21 protein-coding genes are annotated in these 20843 nt (G+C 69.4%); 8 read left to right on the top strand and 13 right to left on the bottom strand.

Translation table 11 applies throughout. The features are described 5' to 3' along the window. Window position 1: 1 nt before the first annotated feature. On the top strand, window positions 2-799 hold the full coding sequence (locus FZO89_RS04975) for an ABC transporter substrate-binding protein (protein WP_149102210.1): 798 nt from the start codon (window positions 2-4) through the stop codon (window positions 797-799). Here FZO89_RS04975 and FZO89_RS04970 read toward each other — a convergent pair. Together FZO89_RS04970 and proC are read right to left on the bottom strand one after the other, a co-directional pair. After that, on the bottom strand, window positions 765-1259 hold the full coding sequence (locus FZO89_RS04970) for a DUF4426 domain-containing protein (RefSeq protein WP_187471045.1): 495 nt from the start codon (window positions 1257-1259) through the stop codon (window positions 765-767). The genes FZO89_RS04975 and FZO89_RS04970 overlap by 35 nt on opposite strands. A 10-nt stretch (window positions 1260-1269) precedes the next feature. Further along, window positions 1270-2115, bottom strand: coding sequence for a pyrroline-5-carboxylate reductase (gene proC, locus FZO89_RS04965; RefSeq protein ID WP_149102208.1), 846 nt, complete (start codon window positions 2113-2115; stop codon window positions 1270-1272). A gap of 412 nt (window positions 2116-2527) precedes the next feature. Between proC and FZO89_RS04960 the strand changes: the two genes are divergently transcribed. The 3 genes from FZO89_RS04960 (at window position 2528) to FZO89_RS04950 (ending at window position 5533) form a co-directional block, all read left to right on the top strand. Then, window positions 2528-3565 (top strand): type IV pilus twitching motility protein PilT, encoded by a 1038-nt coding sequence (locus FZO89_RS04960; protein WP_149102207.1) that lies wholly within the window; start codon window positions 2528-2530, stop codon window positions 3563-3565. A gap of 137 nt (window positions 3566-3702) precedes the next feature. Continuing rightward, window positions 3703-4833, top strand: coding sequence for a PilT/PilU family type 4a pilus ATPase (locus tag FZO89_RS04955; protein WP_149102206.1), 1131 nt, complete (start codon window positions 3703-3705; stop codon window positions 4831-4833). A gap of 145 nt (window positions 4834-4978) precedes the next feature. Then, window positions 4979-5533 (top strand): alpha-ketoglutarate-dependent dioxygenase AlkB family protein, encoded by a 555-nt coding sequence (locus FZO89_RS04950; RefSeq protein WP_149102205.1) that lies wholly within the window; start codon window positions 4979-4981, stop codon window positions 5531-5533. Window positions 5534-5651: 118 nt separating this feature from the next. On the opposite strand, the gene FZO89_RS04945 is transcribed toward FZO89_RS04950, so the two are convergent. The 4 genes from FZO89_RS04945 to FZO89_RS04930 form a co-directional block, all read right to left on the bottom strand. Next, entirely contained in the window at window positions 5652-6314 is a 663-nt protein-coding gene (locus tag FZO89_RS04945) for an ABC-type transport auxiliary lipoprotein family protein (protein WP_149104044.1), read from the bottom strand. 44 nt (window positions 6315-6358) lie between these two features. Then, the gene (locus FZO89_RS04940) at window positions 6359-7282 is read right to left on the bottom strand and encodes an MlaD family protein (protein ID WP_149102204.1); all 924 of its coding nucleotides are present in this window, start codon (window positions 7280-7282) and stop codon (window positions 6359-6361) included. Window positions 7283-7285: 3 nt separating this feature from the next. Next, window positions 7286-8092: an ABC transporter ATP-binding protein gene (locus FZO89_RS04935; protein WP_149102203.1), complete on the bottom strand. Its 807-nt coding sequence runs from the start codon at window positions 8090-8092 to the stop codon at window positions 7286-7288. Window positions 8093-8194: 102 nt separating this feature from the next. Next, window positions 8195-9313: an ABC transporter permease gene (locus FZO89_RS04930; RefSeq protein ID WP_149102202.1), complete on the bottom strand. Its 1119-nt coding sequence runs from the start codon at window positions 9311-9313 to the stop codon at window positions 8195-8197. 98 nt (window positions 9314-9411) lie between these two features. Between FZO89_RS04930 and FZO89_RS04925 the strand changes: the two genes are divergently transcribed. After that, on the top strand, window positions 9412-10656 hold the full coding sequence (locus tag FZO89_RS04925) for a threonine/serine exporter family protein (protein ID WP_149102201.1): 1245 nt from the start codon (window positions 9412-9414) through the stop codon (window positions 10654-10656). A 117-nt stretch (window positions 10657-10773) separates the two neighbouring features. Here FZO89_RS04925 and FZO89_RS04920 read toward each other — a convergent pair whose 3' ends face one another. The 4 genes from FZO89_RS04920 to FZO89_RS04905 form a co-directional block, all read right to left on the bottom strand. Beyond that, window positions 10774-11154: an H-NS histone family protein gene (locus FZO89_RS04920; protein WP_149102200.1), complete on the bottom strand. Its 381-nt coding sequence runs from the start codon at window positions 11152-11154 to the stop codon at window positions 10774-10776. Window positions 11155-11297: 143 nt separating this feature from the next. Beyond that, window positions 11298-13013: a proline--tRNA ligase gene (locus FZO89_RS04915; protein WP_149102199.1), complete on the bottom strand. Its 1716-nt coding sequence runs from the start codon at window positions 13011-13013 to the stop codon at window positions 11298-11300. Between the two features lie 64 nt (window positions 13014-13077). Beyond that, on the bottom strand, window positions 13078-13380 hold the full coding sequence (locus tag FZO89_RS04910; protein WP_149102198.1) for a DUF4124 domain-containing protein: 303 nt from the start codon (window positions 13378-13380) through the stop codon (window positions 13078-13080). Between the two features lie 7 nt (window positions 13381-13387). Continuing rightward, complete coding sequence (locus FZO89_RS04905; RefSeq protein WP_425480419.1) at window positions 13388-13774, bottom strand: DUF4124 domain-containing protein; 387 nt, start codon at window positions 13772-13774, stop codon at window positions 13388-13390. A gap of 163 nt (window positions 13775-13937) precedes the next feature. Between FZO89_RS04905 and pssA the strand changes: the two genes are divergently transcribed. Genes pssA through rimI form a run of 3 tightly spaced genes read left to right on the top strand, consistent with a single transcriptional unit; the run spans window position 13938 to window position 15531 of the window. Further along, a complete protein-coding gene (gene pssA, locus FZO89_RS04900; RefSeq protein ID WP_149102197.1) occupies window positions 13938-14711 on the top strand; it encodes a CDP-diacylglycerol--serine O-phosphatidyltransferase in 774 nt (257 codons plus the stop codon). Continuing rightward, entirely contained in the window at window positions 14708-15031 is a 324-nt protein-coding gene (locus tag FZO89_RS04895) for a hypothetical protein (protein ID WP_149102196.1), read from the top strand. The genes pssA and FZO89_RS04895 overlap by 4 nt, the downstream gene beginning before the upstream one ends. Window positions 15032-15069: 38 nt before the next feature. Next, a complete protein-coding gene (gene rimI, locus FZO89_RS04890) occupies window positions 15070-15531 on the top strand; it encodes a ribosomal protein S18-alanine N-acetyltransferase (RefSeq protein WP_187471181.1) in 462 nt (153 codons plus the stop codon). A 105-nt stretch (window positions 15532-15636) separates the two neighbouring features. Here rimI and FZO89_RS04885 read toward each other — a convergent pair whose 3' ends face one another. The 3 genes from FZO89_RS04885 to FZO89_RS04875 all read right to left on the bottom strand — a co-directional run bounded on the left by FZO89_RS04885 (window position 15637) and on the right by FZO89_RS04875 (window position 20830). After that, window positions 15637-17238 (bottom strand): amidohydrolase, encoded by a 1602-nt coding sequence (locus FZO89_RS04885; RefSeq protein WP_149102195.1) that lies wholly within the window; start codon window positions 17236-17238, stop codon window positions 15637-15639. 72 nt (window positions 17239-17310) lie between these two features. Then, the gene (locus tag FZO89_RS04880; protein WP_149102194.1) at window positions 17311-20301 is read right to left on the bottom strand and encodes a valine--tRNA ligase; all 2991 of its coding nucleotides are present in this window, start codon (window positions 20299-20301) and stop codon (window positions 17311-17313) included. Window positions 20302-20407: 106 nt separating this feature from the next. Next, window positions 20408-20830 carry a DNA polymerase III subunit chi gene (locus tag FZO89_RS04875; RefSeq protein WP_149102193.1) on the bottom strand — a complete coding sequence of 141 codons (423 nt, stop codon included), beginning with the start codon at window positions 20828-20830 and terminating at the stop codon, window positions 20408-20410. Window positions 20831-20843 lie beyond the last annotated feature (13 nt).

Raw genomic sequence — 20843 nt, 5'->3', positions numbered from 1 at the left:
CGTGGGCCCGCGCCGCATCGTCTGCCTGACCGAGGAGCCGACCGAAGTCCTCTACGCACTCGGCGAGCAGGACCGCATCGTCGGCATCAGCGGCTTCACCGTGCGTCCGCCGCAGGCGCGCAGGGAGAAGCCGAAGGTCAGCGCCTTCACCAGTGCGAAGATCGACGCGATCCTGGCGCTCGAACCGGACTTCGTGGTCGGCTTCTCCGATATCCAGGCCGAGATCGCCGCGACCCTGGTGCGGCGGGGCGTGGAGGTGTGGATCGCCAACCATCGCAGCGTCGAGGGCATCGTCGACTACATCCGGCGGCTCGGCGCGCTGGTGGGGGCCGCGGCGCGTGCGGATGCGTATGCCGATGAACTGGAGGCGGGGCTGGAGCGCATCGCGCGCGAGGCGTCCCGACTGCCGCGACGGCCCAGGGTCTATTTCGAGGAGTGGGACGAGCCCATCATCACCGGCATCCGCTGGGTGTCCGAACTGGTCCGGATCGCCGGCGGCGACGACGTGTTCCCGGAACTGTCGGCCGAGCCGCTGGCGAAGGCGCGCATCCTCGCCAGCGGCGATCCCGTGGTCGAGCGCGCGCCGGACATCATCCTCGGATCCTGGTGCGGCAAGAAGTTCCAGCCGCAGAAGGTCGCGGCGCGGCCGGGCTGGGACGCGATCCCGGCGGTGCGCGACGGTGAACTGCACGAGATCAGGTCGCCGCTGATCCTGCAGCCGGGCCCCGCCGCGCTGACCGATGGCGTGGGCGCGATCGCGGCGATCATCCGCCGCTGGGCGCGAACACCTCGCGGCTGAAGCGCAGCACCGCCGGCGCATCCGCGCCCTCGCGGCGGACCGTGACCTCGAATGCCAGCGTGTCCGGCGGGGCCACCCGCACTGCGCCGACATAGTCGATGAACCCGTCGCTGCGCACTTCGCGCATTGCGACCTCCTGGCTGACGCCGCGCAGGTCGCGCACGCGCGCGACCACCTGCGCGGGCACGGAAACCTCGTCGCCGGTCGGGCCCTGGCGCACGCCGACCAGCAGAAGCTGGACGTCGCGGCCGCGATCGACGCCGTAGCGCGAGGCGATCGCCGGACTCAACGCCGCGGTCGGCGCGAGGCTGGCGTGGATGCGCGCATCGCCCACCTGCAGTTCGGCCGGCTGGCGCGCGGCCTCGGCGTGTTCGGCCAGATCGGTGCGGGACGAGGGGTCGATTCCGCAGGCCGACAGCACGACCAGCGTCAGCACCAGTCCGGGGCGCAACAGCCGCATCGCAGGTCCCTCAGTCATTTGCCGCCGACAGCTCGCCGCCGCGCCGGGTCGCGGCACGGATCGCGCCCGCCACCAGCGCGCGGAACCCGCCGGTCTCGAAGGTCTCGATCGCGGCCTGGGTGGTGCCGTTGGGCGAGGTGACCCGTCGCCGCAGTTCCGACGGCGGTTCGCCGGATTCGGTGAGCATGCGCGCGGCGCCGAGGATGGTCTGCGACGCCAGCATGCGGGCGGCCGCGGCCGGCAGGCCTTCGGCGATCGCCGCCTCCTCCATCGCTTCGGCCAGCAGGAAGACGTAGGCCGGGCCGCTGCCGGACGTGCCGGTCACCGCGTCCATCAGGGCTTCGTCATCGATCCAGACGGTCGCCCCGGCACTGGACAGCAGCCGTTCGGCGCGCGCGCGCCCGCCAGCGTCGACCAGGGCGTTCGCATACAAGCCGGTGACCCCGGCGCCGAGCAGGGCGGGGGTGTTGGGCATCGCGCGCACCACCGCCACCGCGCCACCGAGCCAGCGCGCCAGTTGCGTCGAGGTGATGCCGGCGGCGATCGAGATCACCAGCGGCGCGCCCTCCCGTGCGGGGGCCGCCAGCCCCGCGCTGACCTCGCGCATGACCTGCGGCTTGACCGCGAAGACCCAGGTGCCCGCGCCATCCACTGCATCGGTCGCATCGGCAAAGGCGTGCACGCCGAAATCGGCCGCCAGCGCGTCGCGTGCCGCGGCGTTGGGGTCGGCCACGCGGATCGCGGCCGGGTCCGTGCCGGCGGCGACCAGCCCGCCGATCAGGCTGCGGGCCATGTTGCCGCCACCGATGAAGGCGACGGACTCGGAAGCAACGGTGCTGGGGCTGGCCGCGGGCATGAGCCTGTGGTCCGATCGGACGGGGATGCACACCCTACCGCGTCCTGCCGCGGCACCGCCAACGCGGGCGGGTCGGGCGCCATCGTGCGCCGGGTAGCGCCGCGGCTCCGGGTCCGCGTCCTGCCCGACACCGCCGAATCGGCCACGCGACGCGGCAACGCCCGGTGGCACAGGGCCGCGATGCCGCCGGACATCGGGCGCCAGGTCGTGGCCCGCCCGAGCCGCGCACCACGTTTCAATTCCTTGCAGGACCTCGTGCAGGGCGCGTGCCCGCAACTCCGGATATCCGTCTGAAAGGGCTGGAATTGTGATCCGCGTACAGGGCTATACTGCCGGCCGGGGATAGGCTAGCCGCCAGCGGTCCGTGGCGCATGGCCGCATCACGTTACATTGCAGTGCCAGGGGAGCATGCATGGATATCGCCGAACTGTTGGCGTTCTCGGTCAAGAACAAGGCCTCCGACCTCCATCTGTCGGCGGGGCTTCCGCCGATGATCCGGGTCGACGGCGACGTGCGCCGGATCAACATCCCGGCGCTCGAGCACAAGCAGGTGCACGCGCTGGTCTACGACATCATGTCGGACAAGCAGCGCCGCGACTTCGAGGAATTCCTCGAAACCGACTTCTCGTTCGAGATTCCCGGCCTCGCGCGCTTCCGCGTCAACGCGTTCAACCAGAACCGCGGCGCCGGCGCGGTGTTCCGGACGATTCCCTCCGAAGTGCTGACGCTGGAGGACCTCGGCTGCCCGCCGATCTTCCGCGAACTGATCGAACAGCCGCAGGGCCTGATCCTGGTGACCGGGCCGACCGGGTCGGGCAAGTCGACCACGCTGGCGGCGATGATCGACCACATCAACAAGAACGAGTACGGGCACATCCTCACCATCGAGGACCCGATCGAGTTCGTGCACACCTCGCAGAAGTGCCTGATCAACCAGCGTGAGGTGCACCGCGACACCCACGGTTTCAGCGAGGCGCTGCGCTCGGCGCTGCGCGAAGACCCGGACATCGTGCTGGTCGGCGAGCTGCGCGACCTGGAAACCATCCGCCTGGCGCTGACCGCCGCGGAAACCGGCCACCTGGTGTTCGGCACCCTGCACACCAGCTCGGCGGCCAAGACCATCGACCGCATCATCGACGTGTTTCCCGCCGGCGAGAAGCCGATGGTGCGCTCGATGCTGTCCGAATCGCTGCGCGCGGTGATCTCGCAGGCGCTGCTGAAGAAGGTCGGCGGCGGCCGCACCGCGGCCTGGGAAATCATGGTCGGCATCCCCGCCATCCGCAACCTGATCCGCGAGGACAAGGTGGCGCAGATGTATTCGTCGATCCAGACCGGCCAGCAGCACGGCATGATGACCCTCGACCAGCACCTGCAGGACCTGGTCAAGCGCGGCATGGTCACGCGCCAGCAGGCGAAGGAATACGCGAAGGAGAAGCGGTTGTTCGAATGAACAACCGCCGGCATTCGGGATTCGAAATTCGGGATTCGTAATAGCCGGGCAGGGCAGGCGGTGCGGAGATTCGATGTGGCGCGAGCTCCCGAATCCCCAATCCCGAATCCCCAATCCCCGGCTCCGCAGGAGCCACCATGAGCAGCATCGATTTCACCTCGTTCCTCAAGCTGATGGCGCACCAGAAGGCGTCGGACCTGTTCATCACCGCCGGCATGCCGCCGTCGATGAAGGTCCACGGCAAGATCTCGCCGATCACGCAGAACCCGCTCACGCCTCAGCAGTCGCGCGACCTGGTACTCAACGTGATGTCGCCGCCGCAGCGCGAGGAGTTCGAAAAGACGCACGAGTGCAACTTCGCCATCGGCGTGTCGGGGGTGGGCCGCTTCCGCGTCTCGTGCTTCTACCAGCGCAACCAGGTGGGCATGGTGCTGCGCCGGATCGAGACCAAGATCCCGACGGTGGAGGAGCTCAACCTGCCACCGATCATCAAGACGCTGGCGATGACCAAGCGCGGCATCATCATCTTCGTCGGCGCCACCGGCACCGGCAAGTCGACCTCGCTGGCGGCGATGATCGGGTACCGCAACCAGAACTCGACCGGGCACATCATCACGATCGAGGACCCGATCGAGTTCGTGCACAAGCACGAGGGCTGCATCATCACCCAGCGCGAGGTCGGCATCGACACCGACAGCTGGGACAACGCGCTCAAGAACACCCTGCGCCAGGCGCCGGACGTGATCATGATCGGCGAGGTGCGCACCCGCGAGGGCATGGACCACGCCATCGCCTTCGCCGAGACCGGCCACCTGGTGCTGTGCACCCTGCATGCGAACAACGCCAACCAGGCGATGGACCGCATCATCAACTTCTTCCCCGAGGATCGCCGCAACCAGCTGCTGATGGACCTCTCGCTCAACCTCAAGGGCGTGGTCGCACAGCAGTTGATCCCCACGCCCGACGGCAAAGGGCGGCGCGTCGCGATGGAGATCCTGCTCGGTACCCCGTTGGTGCAGGACTACATCCGCGAAGGCGAGGTGCACAAGCTCAAGGAAGTGATGAAGGAGTCGACCAACCTCGGCATGAAGACCTTCGACCAGGCCCTGTTCGAGCTGTACCAGGCCGGCGAGATCTCCTACGAGGACGCGCTGCGCTTCGCCGACTCGCAGAACGAGGTGCGGCTCAGGATCAAGCTCGCCCAGGGCGGCGACGCGCGCACCCTGTCGCAGGGACTGGATGGCGTGGAGATCGCGGAGGCGCGTTGACGGAAGCGGGCGCACGGACTGTGGTCGGCGCATGCTGGGAGCCGGAAGCGGGGATCCGAGACCGGACCATAGCTGCGACCTAGCGGTGGGAACGCGAGCGAGCATTGCGGGTGGTCTCGGTGACTTCGGTGGGCCGGACGTCTGGATGCTCCGCGGTTGGCTGCGGACCAGTCCTGCGTCCGCATTGCATCGGCAGCTGACTGACGGACTCCCGTGGCGCGTACACCGTGTCCGTCTTTTCGGCCGCGAGATCGACTCGCCGAGGTTGAGTTGCTGGATTGGCGATCGGGGAACGACGTACCGCTATTCCGGGGTACGGCATCACCCGTCGGCCTGGCCCGACGCCTTGCTTCCGATCCGCGAGCGCCTGATCCGCGAGACCGGCGTGGCATTCAACAGCGTGCTCGCCAATCTCTATCGCGACGGCAGGGACTGCATGGGCTGGCACAGCGACGACGAACCGGAACTGGGCGCTCAGCCGGTGATCGCATCGTTGAGCCTGGGTGCGACGCGCCGCTTCGTGCTCAGGCATCGTAGCGACCCAATGCACAAGCTGGTGCTGGAACTGCCGCATGGCAGCCTGCTGGTGATGCGCGGCGCCACCCAGGAGGACTACCGCCACGCGCTGTGTCGTACCGCGAAGCGGGTGGGCCCGCGGATCAACCTGACGTTCCGGCGGATTATGGCGAATCCTGATTGACTTGCGGTGGTCTGGGCGACGTCGGTTGCCGCATCTCCCGCGGTGCTCTGCGGAGCCCTAGTGCTTTCCGGTTGGCGTCGCCCGGAGGGGCCCGGGAAGCTCGCAGCGGCGGACCGCGTCAGCCATCCGTCTGCGGATGCGTCTCGCGTTCGTGGGCGTCGCCGGTGGAAAGGATCCAGTGCGCAAGTTCGGTTGTGACGTCCTCGAGGCTGCGCGAGAACGCGTCGACCACCAGGGCGATGTCGGTCCCGGCCGCCGGCTGCGCGGCGTGGAAGGTCCGCGACGCCACGATGCCCTGGTCGACGGTGTGGATCAGCTTGGCGTTGAACTCGACGGTGGCCGCGGGCACCGCGTTGCCGGCGTAGTCGGCTTCGAAACGACGCAGGTCGACGATCAGCTTGTAGTCGGCGGCGATGCCCGAGCCCTGGCGCGCGACCGACGGCAGCTTGCCCGAGTCCTCGAGCGCGCGCAGCAGCGCGTCCTGCAACATGTCGGTGGGCGTCTTGGCCCAGCTGGCGCCACGGTAGACCTGCAACTCGCCCGGTGTCGGCCGCACCGCGATCCGGAAACTGTCGATCGAGCGCGCGCCCGAGGGCGGGCTGAGCGACAGTTGCCAGCTGGTGGACGGAGCGGACGCGTCGATCTCGACACGCGGGTCGGGCGCGTAGATCGTCGAGCGTTCGCGTTCGCCGCCCCCGCCCAGCAGCGAGCAGCCCGCCAGCGACGCGGCGAGCATGGCCAAGACCGTGCCGCGCAACGCGACGCCCGCGCGAGCCCGCATGGCGGCGGCGGGAGCCGGTGCGCGATTCCCCACTGCGGTTGTGCTCACGGTTCGAACTCCTTGGTTGCGTCGCGGCCCAGCAGGTAGCGCGAGGGATTTGCGTCGAGCCGGTCGCTGATCCTGCGCAGGTCGCGGATCAGTCCCCGCAGTTCACCCAGCGTGGGCCCGAGTTGCGACAGGCCGTCGTTGGCGAAGCTGTTGATGGCGGACCGGTTCTCGTTGAGGATCGTGTCGGCGCCGTTCGCCGCGGAGTCGAGCTTGGCGAGCGTGCCGTCGATCCGTTCCATCAGCCGCGGCAACTGCTGGACCAGTTCCCGGTCCACGGTGTCCAGGCTGCGGTTGGCCGAAGCCATCGTCACGTTCAGCTGTTCGCTGGCGGTACGGGCGTTGATCAGGATCTCGCGCATGTCCTGGCGCTGGTCGGAGATCGCGCCGGTCATGGTCTCGATGTTCTCGAGCGTGGCGGCGATGCGTCCCACGTTCTCCTCGCTCAGCACCTGGTCGAGGCGTTCCACGAGGCGGTTGGCGGTGTCGGCGATGTTCTGCAGCGCGGAGGCCGCGGTCTCGATCCTGGGCGGCCCTCCATCGGGGCCCGGCAGCAGAGCCGGCGCGCCCGGGCTGCCGCCGGTGAGCTGGATGATCGGCGGGCCGGTGAGGCTGGTCATCGACAGGCGGGCCCGGGTATCGACCTTGACCGGCGCGTCCGCCTGCAGCTTGAGCCGGGCGATCACCTGGCGTGGGTCGTCCGGCGCCAGCATCAGGTCGTCGACGGTGCCGATCGCGATCCCGTTGTACTGCACGCTGCTGCCCTCGGAGAGACCCGTCACCGGCTCGCTGAAGACCACCAGGTATTCGTTCCAGTCGCGTTCGGAGGAGTACTTGGCCGCCCACAGCGCGAACAGCAGCAGGAATACGGTCACCGCGATGGTGAACGCGCCGATCAGGACGTAGTTGGCCTTGGTTTCCATGCGTCAGGTGTCCTCAGCGGTCGCCGCGGCCGCGTGCGCGGCCCTTCCGCGCGGGCCATGGAAGTAGTCGCGGATCCAGGGGTGGTCGAGCCGTTCGATCTCGGCCAGCGGAGCGGCCGCCACGACCTTGCGGTCGGCGATCACGGCGACACGGTCGCAGATCGCATACAGCGTGTCGAGATCGTGGGTGATCAGGAACACGGTCAGTCCCAGCGCCTGCTGCAGGGTGCGGATCAGGCGGTCGAAGGCCGCGGCACCGATCGGGTCGAGGCCGGCCGTGGGTTCGTCCAGGAACAGCAGCGGCGGGTCCAGCGCCAGCGAGCGGGCGAGCGCGGCACGCTTGCGCATCCCGCCCGACAGCTGCGAAGGCAGCTTGTCCAGGGCGTCCGCAGGCAGCCCGGCCAGGCGCACCTTGAGCAGGGCGAGTTCGTAGCGCAGCGATTCCGGCAGCTCCGGATGGTGCTCCTTGAGCGGCACCTGCACGTTCTCGCCGACGGTCAGGGACGAGAACAGGGCGCCGTCCTGGAACAGCACGCCGGTGCTGCGTTCCAGGTGCAGCCGGTCCTGCGGGTCGTCCGAGCGCGGATCGACCCCCAGTACTTGGATCTCGCCTTCGTCGGGCGTGCGCAGGCCGATCAGCGAGCGCATCAGCACCGACTTGCCCGAGCCGGAGCCGCCCACCACCCCGAGGATCTCGCCGCGCACCACGTCGAGGTCGAGGCCGTCGTGCACGGTCTGCGCGCCGAAGCGGTTGATCAGCCCGCGGACACGGATGATGGGGGACGCGTCCGCGTCGCCGCGATCCGGCATGGGCGATTCGCGATCGGCAACGGCGGCATCCTCCCCTGCGGCGGGGTGGCCTGCACGCTCCTGATCTTTCGAACCACCAGTCACCAGTCACCAACCACGTCTTCACCAATCCATGTACATGAACCAGATCGCGGCCATCGCATCGAACACGATCACCAGCGCGATCGTCTGCACCACGCTGGACGTGGTCCGTTCACCCACCGACTGCGCCGTTCCCTGCACCTGCAACCCCTCGAGGCAGCCGATCAGGCCGATCACCAGCGCGAACAGCGGCGCCTTCGACATGCCGATCAGGAAATGGCGCAACTCCATCTGTTCGTGCATCCGCGCAAGGTACGCCTGCGGCGGGATGTCGAGGCTGAACGCGCCGACCGACAGGCCGCCGAGCAGGCCGGCGAGCATGGCGATGAAGGTCAGCAGCGGCAGCATCACCAGCAATGCGATCACGCGCGGGATCACCAGCAGGTCGACGGGATCGAGGCCGAGCGTGCGGATCGCGTCCACCTCCTCGCGGCTGACCATCGCCCCGATCTGAGCGGTGAAGGCGCTGGCGGTGCGGCCGGCCAGCAGGATCGCGGTCAGCAGCACGCCGAATTCGCGCAGGAACGCGATCGACACCAGTTCGACCACGAAGATCGTCGCGCCGAAGTCGGCGAGGATCTGCGCCCCGAGGAACGCGATCACCGCGCCCACCAGGAACGACAGCAGCGCCACCAGCGGCACCGCATCCAGTCCCACCTGCTCCATGTGGTGGATGGTGGACGTGAGACGGAAGCGGCGCGGGTCGAGGATCGTGCGCCCGAGCTTGACCAGCGTTTCGCCCAGGAAGCTCACCAGCGCGACGATCTCGCGCGAGTTGTCCTGTACCGCGTAGCCCAGCCGCGCCAGCGCCGCAGCGAAGCCGTATTCGCGCCGGGCCTTGGGGCGGTCGTCGTGCACATCCTCGATCGCGGCCACCAGCGCGCGATGGTCGTCGCGGAAGCGGAAGGTGGTGTAGTCGAGTTGCCGGCGCTCGGCATAGCGCAGCAACTGCAGGACCCCTACGGAGTCGAGCCTGTCGACGGCCGAGGCGTCGATCGCGCCGACCGAGTCGGGGAGTTCGCGCAACGCGCGTCCGATATCCAGCGCGTGGTCGAGCGTCCAGCGCCCCCCCAGGCGCAGCAGCGCCGGGTCCTGCGGATCGGGCTCGGCGGTGGGCGGCTGGCTCGCGGGCACGGTCATCGGGGGCGAGGATACAGGGATCGACGTGTCGGCAGCAGGGAGGCGGACGGGTCCGCTGGTGCCCTGGCGGGGCGGGCCGTGCGATCCTTCGCGACGCCATGCCGACGATGCCCCCCAGCGCCAGTTACGCCACGCGCATCGCGTTCATCGTCGAGCTGGCCGGACACCTGCACCGCTACGGCACCACGTCGCAGCGGCTGGAGGGTGCGATCGTGTCGGTCGCCCGCCAGCTGGGCCTCGACTGCGAGCCCTGGAGCAACCCCACCGGGCTGATCCTGACCTTCAGCGATCCGCAGCGACCGCCGGGCGAGAGCGACACCACGCGCGTGATCCGGCTGCCGCCGGGGGAAACCAACCTCTACAGGCTGTGCGAGGCCGACCGGATCGCGGAAGAGGTGATGGCGGGCCGACTCGGCATCGCCGAAGGCCACGCCGCGCTGCGCGCGCTGGACCGCGACGTGGGCTGGCGTGGCAAGCTGCAGCAGGTGCTGGGATTCGGGCTCGCCGCGGCGAGCGTGGCGGGACTGCTGCGGTTGCCGTGGCTGGATGTCGCCACGGCCGGGGTGATCGGCACCCTCGTCGGTCTGCTCGGCGTCGCCAGCCGCGGCAGGCCGCAGATGAAGGAGGCCGACGACGCCATTGCCGGCATCGTCGCGGGTGGACTGGCCGCGCTGGTGGCCACCTTCCTGGTGCCGTTGAACCTGAATACCGTCGTGATCGCCTCGATGATCGTGCTCATGCCCGGCATGGCACTGACGAATGCCTTCAGCGAACTCACCAGCCAGCACCTGGTCTCCGGGACCGCGCGCCTGTTCGGCGCCCTGACCACGCTGCTGAAGCTGACGGTGGGCACGATGATCGCCCTGACCACCGTGCAGTTGCTGGGACTGGAACCGCAGGTGCGGGCGTGGCGCCCGCAACCGGTGTGGGTGGAGTGGGGCGCGGTGGTCACGGCCGCCTGGGCGTTCGCCGCGCTGTTCCGCGCCGGTCGCCGCGACTACCTGCTGGTGATGGCGGCGGCGATCGCGGGCTACTACATCTCGCGCATGGTGGGCCAATGGCTGGGCAGCCCGGTCGGCGTGTTCCTGTCGGCGCTGGCGATCACCGTCGCCGGCAACGGCTATGCGCGCTGGATGCGCCGGCCCGGGGCCTTGATCCGGGTGCCGGGCATCATCATGCTGGTTCCGGGCAGCACCAGCCTGCGCAGCCTGCTGGTGGCGGTGCAGCAGCAGGACGTGGCGGCCGGCCAGGATGCGGCGATCACCGTGATCAACGTGCTGCTGGCGCTGATCGCCGGCCTGCTGATCGGAAACCTGTTGCTGCCGGCGCGGCGCAACCTGTAGCGGGAAACCGGACGGCCGTCCTGCCTGCCCTGCTTCCCGTCCAGGCAACAGGAAACGCCGGCTGGTCGGCCGGCGTTCCTTGTCGCGGAAGTTTCCGTGCGAAGCAGCGAGCCGCGCTCACTTCTTGATCAGGAAGTCCTCGGGCTTGCGGCCCTTCTTGACCAGTGCCGCCATCCAGCGCGGCTGCTTGCCGCGGCCGGTCCAGGTTTCGCTCGGCACCGCCGGATTGCGGTACTTGGGGGGCACCTTGCCCAGCTTGCGCCCGGTCTTGCCGGCCTTCTTCGCGGTCTTCTTCGCAGCCGGCGCCTTCTTCGATGCGGCCGAGCGCCCGCCGAACAGTTCCTGGACCGTATAACCCTCGGCGGTGGCGAAGTCGACGATGCGCTTGCGGATCGCGGCGATCGGCTTGCGTTTCCTCAGGGCGGTCTTGCGGCGCTTGGCTTCGGAAATCAGGGCGTCGAGCTGCTTCGGTGAAAATGCGGTCAAATCGATTGCCATGCAAAAAAACTCCGGAATCTGGAAGGGAATGTCCCGTCCCTGGCACCCGCGCATGATAGTGGAATACGCGTGACGACGAGAAAATGCCTTCGCAGCGATGCGCGAACGCCATAATCCGTTCGATTATCCCGGGCCTGCGGATTTCACTCCGCGCGCAGGCGCGCAAGCAGCGAGGCGCGATCGAGATTCTCCGGGCCCGTCGCGGTGCGCGCGCGATATTCGAACGTGCCCGCGGCCAGGCCGCGCTCGGACACGACGATCCTGTGCGGAATCCCGATCAGCTCGATGTCGGCGAACATCGGGCCGGGTCGCAGGCCGCGGTCGTCGAGCGCGACCTCGATCCCGGCTTCGCCCAGCTCGCGGTAGAGCGCGTCGGCCGCGGCGGCCACCTCGGCGTTGCCCTTCGGGTTGATCACGCACACCACGGCCTGCCACGGCGCCATCGGCGCCGGCCACGCGATGCCGGCCTCGTCGTGGTTCTGTTCGATCGCCGCGGCGACGATGCGCGACACGCCGATGCCGTAGCAGCCCATCGCCGGGTGCACGGCGCTGCCGTCCGCATCGAGCACCGTGCAATGCATCGCCTCGGAATACTTGCGGCCGAGCGCGAACACGTGGCCCACCTCGATGCCGCGCGCGATGCCCAGCGATCCGTTTCCGTCGGGCGAGGGATCGCCGGCGACGACGTTGCGGATGTCCGCGGTCTCGTCGGGTTCGGGCAGGTCGCGGCCCCAGTTGACGCCGGTGAGATGGAAGCCGTTCTCGTTGGCGCCGACGACGAAGTCCGCCATCGCGCAGACGCTGCGGTCGGCGAGGACGCGGATCTTCCCGCGCGCGTTGTACGGTCCGAGGAAACCCGGTTCGGCGCCCAGGTATTCACGGATTTCCGCCTCGGTCGCCAGTCGGTGGTCGGCCAGGCCGGGCAGCTTCGACACCTTGATCTCGTTGAGCGCATGGTCGCCGCGCACCATTGCCAGCACGAACTGCGCGCCGCCCCCGGCATCCACACCCATCAGCGCGATCGACTTCACCGTGCGCTGCAGCGGGATGCCGAGCAGGGCGGCAACGTCCTCGCAGGTCTTCTGGGTGGGGGTCTCGACCTTCTCCAGCGCCTGGGTCGCGGCCGGACGCGTCTGGTTGCAGATCGCTTCGGCCAGCTCGACGTTCGCGGCGTAGCCGGACTCCTGCGCGAAGGCCAGGGCGTCCTCGCCGGAATCGGCCAGTACGTGGAATTCGTGCGAGGCACTGCCGCCGATCGCGCCGGTGTCGGCGAACACCGCGCGGAAGCGCAGCCCGAGCCGGGTGAAGATGCGCGAGTAGGCGTCGTACATGTTGCGGTATTCGCGCTGCAGGTCCTCGTCCGAGACATGGAACGAATACGCGTCCTTCATGATGAATTCGCGCGCGCGCATCACCCCGAAGCGCGGACGGATCTCGTCGCGGAACTTGCTGGTGATCTGGTAGAAGTTCACCGGCAGCTGCTTGTAGCTGGCGATCTCCTGGCGGAAGAAATCGGTCACCGCCTCCTCGGCGGTCGGGGTGAAGCAGTAATCCTGGTCCCTGCGGTCGCGGATCTTGAGCAGCTGCGGGCCGAACCTGCGCCAGCGTCCGCTTTCCTCCCACAGCTCGCGGGGCTGCACCGAAGGCATCGCCATCTCGATCGCGCCGGCGCGGTCCATCTCCTCGCGCACGATCGATTCCACCTTGCGCAACACGCGCAGTCCCAGCGGAGACCAGGTGTACAGACCCGCGGCGAGCTTGCGGACCATGCCGGCCCTGAGCATCAGCCGGTGGCTGGCGATCTCGGCGTCGGCAGGCGTTTCCTTCTCGGTGCGGAGGTGGAACTGCGACAGGCGCATCGGCGGGCTCATGGCGGAGGGACGCGCATTTTGCCATGCGCCCATGCCGGGGCCCTGCCGGTATTCAGCGCGCGGCTTCGATCGCCGGATTGGGATCGATGGTGTTGCGGCGCTCGAGTGCGGCCACGTCCACGATCGTGTAGTCGCGGTCGGGCGGCGGGATGTCGGTGATCTGCACGATACCGGCGTCGTCGCGCCAGCGGTACAGGGCCGGCCCTGCAGGCGCCTGCCGCGCCGCGTCCGCTGGCTCCCCGGCAGGGGCCTCGCTCGCGCCGGCCGGCCGCACCGGCCGCTCCTCGCGCGTCAACCACCATGCCAGCGCGCCGGCGCCGAGGGCACCTGCGACGATGGCCCAGGCCAGCTTCACGACAGACCTAGGCGGCCGGCGTGGTGCAGTAGGCCTTCACCGCCGCGTTCGCCAGTTCGAGCTGGCTGGCGCGCTCGGCGTCGTTCAATGCGCGGCCCGGTTTACCGTCCTCTCCCGCTTCGTGGACCGGCCGGCTGCCGCTCAGGGCGGTCACGTTGGCGCGCGCGTTCGCGCACTGCGGGCTCTCGGCCGGGGCTGCGGCCTGCGTCGCCTGCTGCGCGGTGCCCGCGCCGGCGCTGGTGATCTGGCGCTGCTGGTAGCTGCCCCGCGGGGGTGGCGTCTGCGAGTAGTGGGTCACGCCGTTGGCGTCCTTCCACTGATAGACCTCGGCGCCGTAGGCGGCGGATGCGGCTAGCAGGCCGGCGGCAAGCGCCAGGAACGGGAGGCGGGGCATCGCATGACTCCTGGAGCGTGGTCGTGGCGCGATTCCAGCATCGCCCCGTCGCGGACGCAAGCGCCGCGCGACGGAAACGTGAACTGCCGGCGTGACCCGGGCCGGTCGGGCCGGCGACACCAGGCCCGGGCGTGGTCCCGCCGGCAGGCGCTACACTGCGCCGATGGAGCCCCAGACCCCAGTGCCGCCGCGCGGCCGCGGCATCTACCTGCTGCCCAACCTGTTCACCACCGGCGGCCTGTTCGCGGGCTTCTTCGCCATCATCGCCGCTTCCCAGGGACGCTATGGCGCGGCCTGCATCGCGATCTTCGTGGCCGGCGTCCTGGACGGTATCGATGGCCGCGTCGCGCGCCTCACCAACACCCAGAGCGAGTTCGGCGTGCAGTACGACTCGCTGGCCGACCTGATCAGTTTCGGCATGGCGCCGGCGCTGGTGATGTACCACTGGGCGCTGATGTCGATGAAGCTCGACGGCGTGATCCAGGGCAGGATCGGCTGGCTCGCCGCGTTCCTCTACGCCGCCTGCGCGGCGTTGCGGCTGGCGCGGTTCAACAGCCAGGTGGGGCTGGTCGACAAGCGCTGGTTCGTGGGACTGGCGAGCCCTGCCGCGGCGGGACTGATGGCCAGTTTCGTCTGGACCTGCCACGAACTCGGCTTCGCCGGCGAGGACCTGCGCTATGCCGCGCTCGCGGTGACGGTGGTCTCCGGCCTGCTGATGGTCAGCCGCCTGCGCTACAACAGTTTCAAGGGCAGCGGCAGCGGGCCGAGGGCCGAGCGCGTGCCGTTCGTCGCGCTGCCGATCGCGGTCGGCGCGCTGATCGCGTTGTGGGTGGATCCGCCGAAGACGCTGCTGGCCGTCGCCACCGTCTACGCGCTGTCCGGGCCGGTCCTGTGGTTCTGGCGGCGGCACGATGGCGGGCGCGTGGAGCCGGCATGAAGCTCGACCGGCTGCAGCGGGAGATCCTCGCGGAGATGGGATACACCGTCTACGCGGCGAACGGCGATGATGCCGCGACGGTCGCCGCCGCCACGGTCGCGTCGGCGGCTCCTCCAGGGCCGCGCGCTGCCGCGCCCTGCGCGAGCGGTCCCGACTCCCTGCTGCTGGCCCTGCTGCGCGCGGCCGGTCGCGACCTGGATGATGCACAGGCACTGGCGCTGTGCCGCGACCTGTTGCCGCCGGAGGGTCTGCGCGATGCGCGTTCGCGACGGGCGTTGTGGCCGCGGCTGCGTGGACTGCGCGCCCGAACCGCACGGTGAGCGCCGTCGCCGCCGACGCCGGTCGTGCCCAGGCCTCGATGCGGCCGATGCGCGACGCGGACCTCGACGAAGTCATGCGCATCGAACTGCGCGCGTACCCGTTCCCGTGGACGATCGGCATCTTCCGCGACTGCCTGCGCGCCGGCTATCCGGCCTGGGTGCTCGAAGCCGGGCCGCGGCTGATCGGCTACGGCGTGTTGAGCGTCGCCGCGGACGAAGCGCACGTGCTGAACGTGTGCGTCGATCCCGACGACCAGGGCCAGGGCCACGGGCGGCGCCTGCTGCGCGGGTTGGAGCGGGTGGCGCGCGGGCTGGGCGTGCAGCGCGTGTTCCTGGAGGTGCGGCCTTCCAACCCGGCCGCGATCGCGCTGTACCACGACGAGGGGTTCAACGAGATCGGGCGCCGCCCGCGCTACTACCCCGCGCACGAAGGACGCGAGGACGCGATCGTGATGGCGAAGGAACTGCTGCCGGACGCGTTGACCCGGATGCCGTCGTAGGCGGATGCGGCCGCCGCCGCTGCGCACGGGCCCGGGCGCCCGCCGCGGGTGCCTGCGGAACCGGAGGCGCCCGCCGGGGAGGCCCGGTGTCCGCGGCAAGCCTGCTCAGAACTCCGGGTCGCGCCACGCGATGTCGCCATCGATCACCGTCAGCAGGCTGCGGGTGCCGGGCAAGGCCTGCGCGGGCAACTCCGGGTCCAGCACGTCCTGCGACAGCACCGCGAAATCCGCGACGTAGCCCGCGACCAGCCGGCCTTTCTCGTGGTCGGTGAACTCGGCGTAGGCGCTGCCGTGCGTGTAGGCGCGCAGGGCCTGTTCGCGGGTCAGCGCCTGCTCCGGGCGCGTGACCGGCGCGGTGGCGAACATCAGGTTGAGCCAGGGATTCGGTGGACCATCGCTGCCGAGCGCGAGCGGTACGCCGGCGTCGAGCAGGCCCGAGAGTGGCGAAAAGCCGCGTTCGCGCACGAGCGAGGCGAAGGGATGATCCTCGGGCATCGAGAAGTGGGACGGGTTCTGGACCACGACGATGCCGAACGACGCGGCGCGCGCCAGCAGGTCCGGGGCCAGTCCATCCCCATGCTCGAAGCGCAGGCGGCGTGCGCGCCATTGCGCCGGCGATGCGATCGTTTCCATCGCGTCCATGATCGCGATCGCGGCGACGTCGCCAGCCACATGCAGCAGCGCCTGGTCGTCGCGCGCCAGGATCTCGCGCAGGAGCGCTTCGATCCGGGTCTGGTCGAAGTTCAGGCGACCGTTGCCGCCGGTGCCCGGATAGGGTTCGCGCAATGGGGCGGCCTGGTCCACCGGCGTACCGTCGATGATCCATTTGGTGCCCGATACGGCGATCCGTGGCGTGTCGGCAGGGTGCTTCTCCAGTGCATCAGCGACCACCGGCTCATCGTCCGCGGCGGGCATGGGGAAACGGATCAGCCGCAGCCTGGACCGGGCGCCCGCCGCGTTCCAGAGGCCGACGAAGCGTTCCGGCGGCATCCACGCCATCACCTGCAGCGACGTGGTGCCCCACTTCAGCGTGGCCTGCGAATAGCGCTGGATCGACTGCACTTCTTCGGCGTCGGGGCGGGGTGGCGAATGCGCGAGCGTGCGCCAGTGCGCGTACTCGTAGACGCGGCCATCGAATGCCCCGTCCGGACCCTTCCCGTACCAGCCACCGGGTACCGCGACGTCCGGATCGATGCCGAGTGCGCGCTGCGCGGCGGTATTGAGCAGCAGTCCGTGGCCCGTGAACATCTGCAACTGCAGCGGGCGTGTCGGATGCAGGGCGTCGAGTCGCGCCTGGTGCCAGGTCGGATCGGTCCAGATGGCGCCGCCGATGTCGCCGGTGATCCAGCCATCGCCACCGGCAGGCTGCGCCTTCAGCGCGGCTTCGAGTTCGTCGCTGGTGGATTCGGGAAAGGGCAGTTCCAGACGGGTCGACGGCGGGGAGGCGCCGAGGTGGACGTGCGCGTCGTTGATGCCGGGGACCACGCGCCGTCCACCGAGGTCGATCCGTACCGCGGTTCCGGACACGGCGGCCGCGACCGCGGCGGCGTCGCCCACGGCCACGATCCGGCCGTCGCGCACGGCCATCGCGCCGGCCTGTGGCCGCTCGTCGTCACCGGTCCAGATGCGGCCGTTGACCAGCAGCATTTCGGCCGCGTGCACGGGCAGGGCGAGCAGCAGGCATCCGAGCAACAGTGGCAGGCGCATCGGCGTTGTCCTCCGGGGAATGTGCTCCGGAGAACGGGAAAAGCATGCCACGCCTGACAGGCGACCGGCGGGTCAGCCCAATCGTGTGCGCTGGGCAGCGAGGGCCTGGTGCTGCGCCGTCCAGTCCTCGAGGCGCTGGCGTTCCTGCTGCACGACCGCCGGCGGCACCTTGTCGCTGAACTTCGCGAGCTTGGCCGCACTCTTGTCCTTCTCCCCCGAGATGCGCGCGAGCTCCCTGTCCAGGCGCGCGCGCTCGGCGTCGAGGTCGACCAGGCCTTCGAGCGGCACGAACAGCCTGAGTTCGCCGACCAGGCCGGCAGCGGAGGGCGGCGGATCGCCATCGACCGCCTCGATCCCCGCGAGCCGGTTGAGGAAGCGCAGCTGCGAGTCGAACCGCCGCAGGCGCGCGCGCTCCTCGTCAGAGCCGCCCTGCACCAGCAGCGGGACCTGCTTCGACGGCGACACCCCCAGTTCGCTGCGGATGCGGCGCAGCGCGGTGACCATCTGCCGCAGCCACTCGACATCGGCCTCGGCCGCGGTGAAGTCGTGGCCCGCGAGGTCGGATGCCTTCGGGTAGCGCTGCAGCGAGATGGTCGCGCCCCCGATCCCGAGGCGCGGCGCGACCTGCCGCCACAGTTCCTCGGTGACGAACGGAATCAGCGGGTGCAGCAGGCGCAGCAGCGCCTCGAGCACGGACAGCAGGGTGTGGCGGGTGCTGTCGGCGGCAGCATGGTCGTCTCCGTTCAACGCCGGCTTCGACAGTTCGACGAACCAGTCGCAGAACTCGTTCCATGCGAACTCGTACAGCGATTGCGCGAGCAGGTCGAAACGGTAGGCCGCGAAATGGACTTCCGCCTCCGCCGAGGTCCTCGCCAGGCGGGCGAGGATCCAGCGTTCGGCGTCGGTGGCGGGCGAAGGAGCGTTGACCCCGTCCGCACTGCGGGCGCCTTCCCCCGCGTGCCGGGGAAGCGAGAAACCCTCCGTATTCATCAGCACGAACCGCGTGGCGTTCCAGAGCTTGTTGCAGAAGTTCTTGTAGCCCTCGGCTCGGCCGAGGTCGAACTTGATGTCGCGGCCCGGGCCGGCGAGCGCGGCCATGGTGAAGCGCAGCGGATCGGCGCCGTGGGCGATGATGCCGTCGGGGAATTCCTTGCGCGTGGCCTTCTCGATCTTCTCGGCCATCTTCGGCTGCATCAGCCCGCTGGTGCGCTTGACGACCAGCGCATCGGCGGTGATGCCGTCGATCAGGTCGAGCGGGTCGAGGATGTTGCCCTTCGACTTGGACATCTTCTGGCCATCCTTGTCGCGGACCAGGCCGGTGATGTAGACGTCGTCGAACGCGACCTTGCCGGTCAGCGCGTCGGTCATCATCACCATCCGCGCGACCCAGAAGAAGATGATGTCGAAGCCGGTGACCAGCACGCTGGTCGGCAGGAAGTCATCGAAGCCGCGCGCGCGCATCGCCGCCTCGTCCGGCCAGCCCATCGTGCTGAATGGCCACAACGCGGAAGAGAACCACGTCTCCAGCACGTCGGGATCCTGGCGCAGGACAGGCTCCAGCCCGCCATTGCGCTCCTTCGCCTGCGCCCGCGCGTCGCCTTCGTTGCGCGCCACGTAGATATTGCCGGCATCGTCGAACCACGCCGGAATACGATGGCCCCACCAGAGCTGGCGGCTGATGGTCCAGTCCTGGATGTTTTCCATCCAGTGGCGGTAGGTGTTGATCCAGTTCGGCGGCACGAACTTCACGGCGCCGCTTTCGGCCAGTTGCATGCCGCGCCGGCCCATGTCGTCCATGCGCACGAACCACTGGTCGGTCAGGTAGGGCTCGATGACGGAACCGGAGCGGTCGCCGAAGGGCTGCATGATCGGCTTCGATTCGATCAGCGGATTGCCGTCCGGGCCGGTCACCGCCAGGCCTTCTGCGGTGATGGCCGCCACCACGCGCTCGCGCGCGGCGTAGCGGTCCAGGCCGCGCAGTTCCTCCGGGACCAGGTTGATCGCCGCGACATCGTCCGCCGCTCGCTCGCCCCGCGCGATCTCTCCCGCGATCCGCGCGCTCTGCTCGTACGGCAGGCCGTCCTCGCGCATGCGCGCATTGCCATCCATGAGCGCGTAGAGCGGGATGCCGTTGCGCGCGGCCACAGCGTAATCGTTGAAGTCGTGCGCGCCGGTGATCTTGACCGCGCCGGAGCCGAACGCCGGATCGGGATACTCGTCGGTGATGATCGGGACCAGCCGGCGATGTTCCTTCGGTCCGACCGGAATCTCGCACAGCTTGCCGACGATGGGGGCGTAGCGCGCGTCTTCCGGGTGCACCGCGACCGCGCCGTCGCCGAGCATGGTCTCCGGGCGGGTGGTGGCGATGGCGATGTAGTCGCGCGTCTCGCGCAGGGTGACGTTGCCGTCGGCGTCGCGCTCGACGTATTCGTAGGTCTCGCCGCCCGCCAGCGGATACCTGAAGTGCCACATGTGGCCCGGGACTTCCCGGTTCTCGACCTCGAGGTCCGAGATCGCGGTGTTCAGCACCGGATCCCAGTTCACCAGCCGCTTGCCGCGGTAGACCAGCCCCTGCTCGTGCAGGCGCACGAACGCCTCGACCACCGCCGCGGACGGCATCGGGTCCATCGTGAACACGCTGCGGGTCCAGTCGCCGGACGTGCCGAGTCGCCGCATCTGCCGCTCGATGGTGTCGCCGGACTGTCGCTTCCACTCCCAGACTTTGGCGATGAACGCCTCGCGTCCCAGCGAGTCGCGCGTCTCGCCCTTGCCTTCCAGGGCGAGATTGCGGCCGACGACCATCTCGGTCGCGATGCCGGCGTGGTCGCTGCCCATCTGCCAGAGCGTGCGGTGACCGAGCATCCGGTGATAGCGAATCAGGGCATCCTGCAGCGTGTGCTGGAACGCGTGGCCCATATGCAGGGTGCCGGTGACGTTGGGCGGCGGCAGCAGGATGGTGTAGGCGGGGCCGTCACCGCGGGGCGCGAACACGCCCGCCGCTTCCCACTCGGCGTAGAGGCGGGATTCGAAGGTGGCCGGATCGTAGGAAGGGGCGAGGGGCATGGGAGCGGTGACTGGCGATTCGTGATTGGTGATTGGGAAGTGCGGCAACCGGTTCGCATCGGCGGTTTCGAATCACCAATCGCGAATCACGCATCGCCGCACGCCACTACATGTCGTGCTTGTTGACCTCGAGGCCGCGCGCCTTGTAGTGCTTCCAGCGCTCGCGCAGCGGGCCGCGCGCCGACTCGTCGGCCGGCACCACTTCCAGTACCCGCTCGAAGCCGTCGGGTACGGGCGCGTCGCGCAGGTTGATCACCAGCGCACGCATCGGCGTGTCGGTCTGCGGCTCGGCGATCAGCACCGGGGTCAGTTCGTCCTCTTCGTCGCGGCCGGCGATCTGGTGCGGAATGTAGGTATCGTCGCCCATGTCCCAGAGCAGGTCGTCCAGCTGTTCGGCCTGCGCGGTGTCGCGCGCCAGCACCAGCGTCCACAGGTTCGCCTCGTAGGCCTTGCGTACCAGCTCGCAGGCCAGCCGCAGCGGCTCGGCGCGGAAGCGGGGCCTGGCGATGAGGTAGAAGTCGGCGCGCATGAAAGCTGTGATT

It is taken from the genome of Luteimonas viscosa (genome assembly GCF_008244685.1).
GTDB lineage: Bacteria > Pseudomonadota > Gammaproteobacteria > Xanthomonadales > Xanthomonadaceae > Luteimonas > Luteimonas viscosa.
This window is presented reverse-complemented; position numbering and strand designations above follow the sequence as displayed.

Bases quoted from the DNA above. Each gene is read 5' to 3' on its own strand.
- FZO89_RS04970 (WP_187471045.1), bottom strand. From the start codon at position 1,259: ATGCGGCTGTTGCGCCCCGGACTGGTGCTGACGCTGGTCGTGCTGTCG.
- proC (WP_149102208.1), bottom strand. From the start codon at position 2,115: ATGCCCGCGGCCAGCCCCAGCACCGTTGCTTCCGAGTCCGTCGCCTTC.
- FZO89_RS04960 (WP_149102207.1), top strand. From the start codon at position 2,528: ATGGATATCGCCGAACTGTTGGCGTTCTCGGTCAAGAACAAGGCCTCC.
- FZO89_RS04955 (WP_149102206.1), top strand. From the start codon at position 3,703: ATGAGCAGCATCGATTTCACCTCGTTCCTCAAGCTGATGGCGCACCAG.
- FZO89_RS04950 (WP_149102205.1), top strand. From the start codon at position 4,979: ATGCTCCGCGGTTGGCTGCGGACCAGTCCTGCGTCCGCATTGCATCGG.
- FZO89_RS04945 (WP_149104044.1), bottom strand. From the start codon at position 6,314: ATGCGGGCTCGCGCGGGCGTCGCGTTGCGCGGCACGGTCTTGGCCATG.
- FZO89_RS04940 (WP_149102204.1), bottom strand. From the start codon at position 7,282: ATGGAAACCAAGGCCAACTACGTCCTGATCGGCGCGTTCACCATCGCG.
- FZO89_RS04935 (WP_149102203.1), bottom strand. From the start codon at position 8,092: ATGCCGGATCGCGGCGACGCGGACGCGTCCCCCATCATCCGTGTCCGC.
- FZO89_RS04930 (WP_149102202.1), bottom strand. From the start codon at position 9,313: ATGACCGTGCCCGCGAGCCAGCCGCCCACCGCCGAGCCCGATCCGCAG.
- FZO89_RS04925 (WP_149102201.1), top strand. From the start codon at position 9,412: ATGCCGACGATGCCCCCCAGCGCCAGTTACGCCACGCGCATCGCGTTC.
- FZO89_RS04920 (WP_149102200.1), bottom strand. From the start codon at position 11,154: ATGGCAATCGATTTGACCGCATTTTCACCGAAGCAGCTCGACGCCCTG.
- FZO89_RS04915 (WP_149102199.1), bottom strand. From the start codon at position 13,013: ATGCGCCTGTCGCAGTTCCACCTCCGCACCGAGAAGGAAACGCCTGCC.
- FZO89_RS04905 (WP_425480419.1), bottom strand. From the start codon at position 13,774: ATGCCCCGCCTCCCGTTCCTGGCGCTTGCCGCCGGCCTGCTAGCCGCA.
- pssA (WP_149102197.1), top strand. From the start codon at position 13,938: ATGGAGCCCCAGACCCCAGTGCCGCCGCGCGGCCGCGGCATCTACCTG.
- FZO89_RS04895 (WP_149102196.1), top strand. From the start codon at position 14,708: ATGAAGCTCGACCGGCTGCAGCGGGAGATCCTCGCGGAGATGGGATAC.
- rimI (WP_187471181.1), top strand. From the start codon at position 15,070: ATGCGGCCGATGCGCGACGCGGACCTCGACGAAGTCATGCGCATCGAA.
- FZO89_RS04885 (WP_149102195.1), bottom strand. From the start codon at position 17,238: ATGCGCCTGCCACTGTTGCTCGGATGCCTGCTGCTCGCCCTGCCCGTG.
- FZO89_RS04880 (WP_149102194.1), bottom strand. From the start codon at position 20,301: ATGCCCCTCGCCCCTTCCTACGATCCGGCCACCTTCGAATCCCGCCTC.
- FZO89_RS04875 (WP_149102193.1), bottom strand. From the start codon at position 20,830: ATGCGCGCCGACTTCTACCTCATCGCCAGGCCCCGCTTCCGCGCCGAG.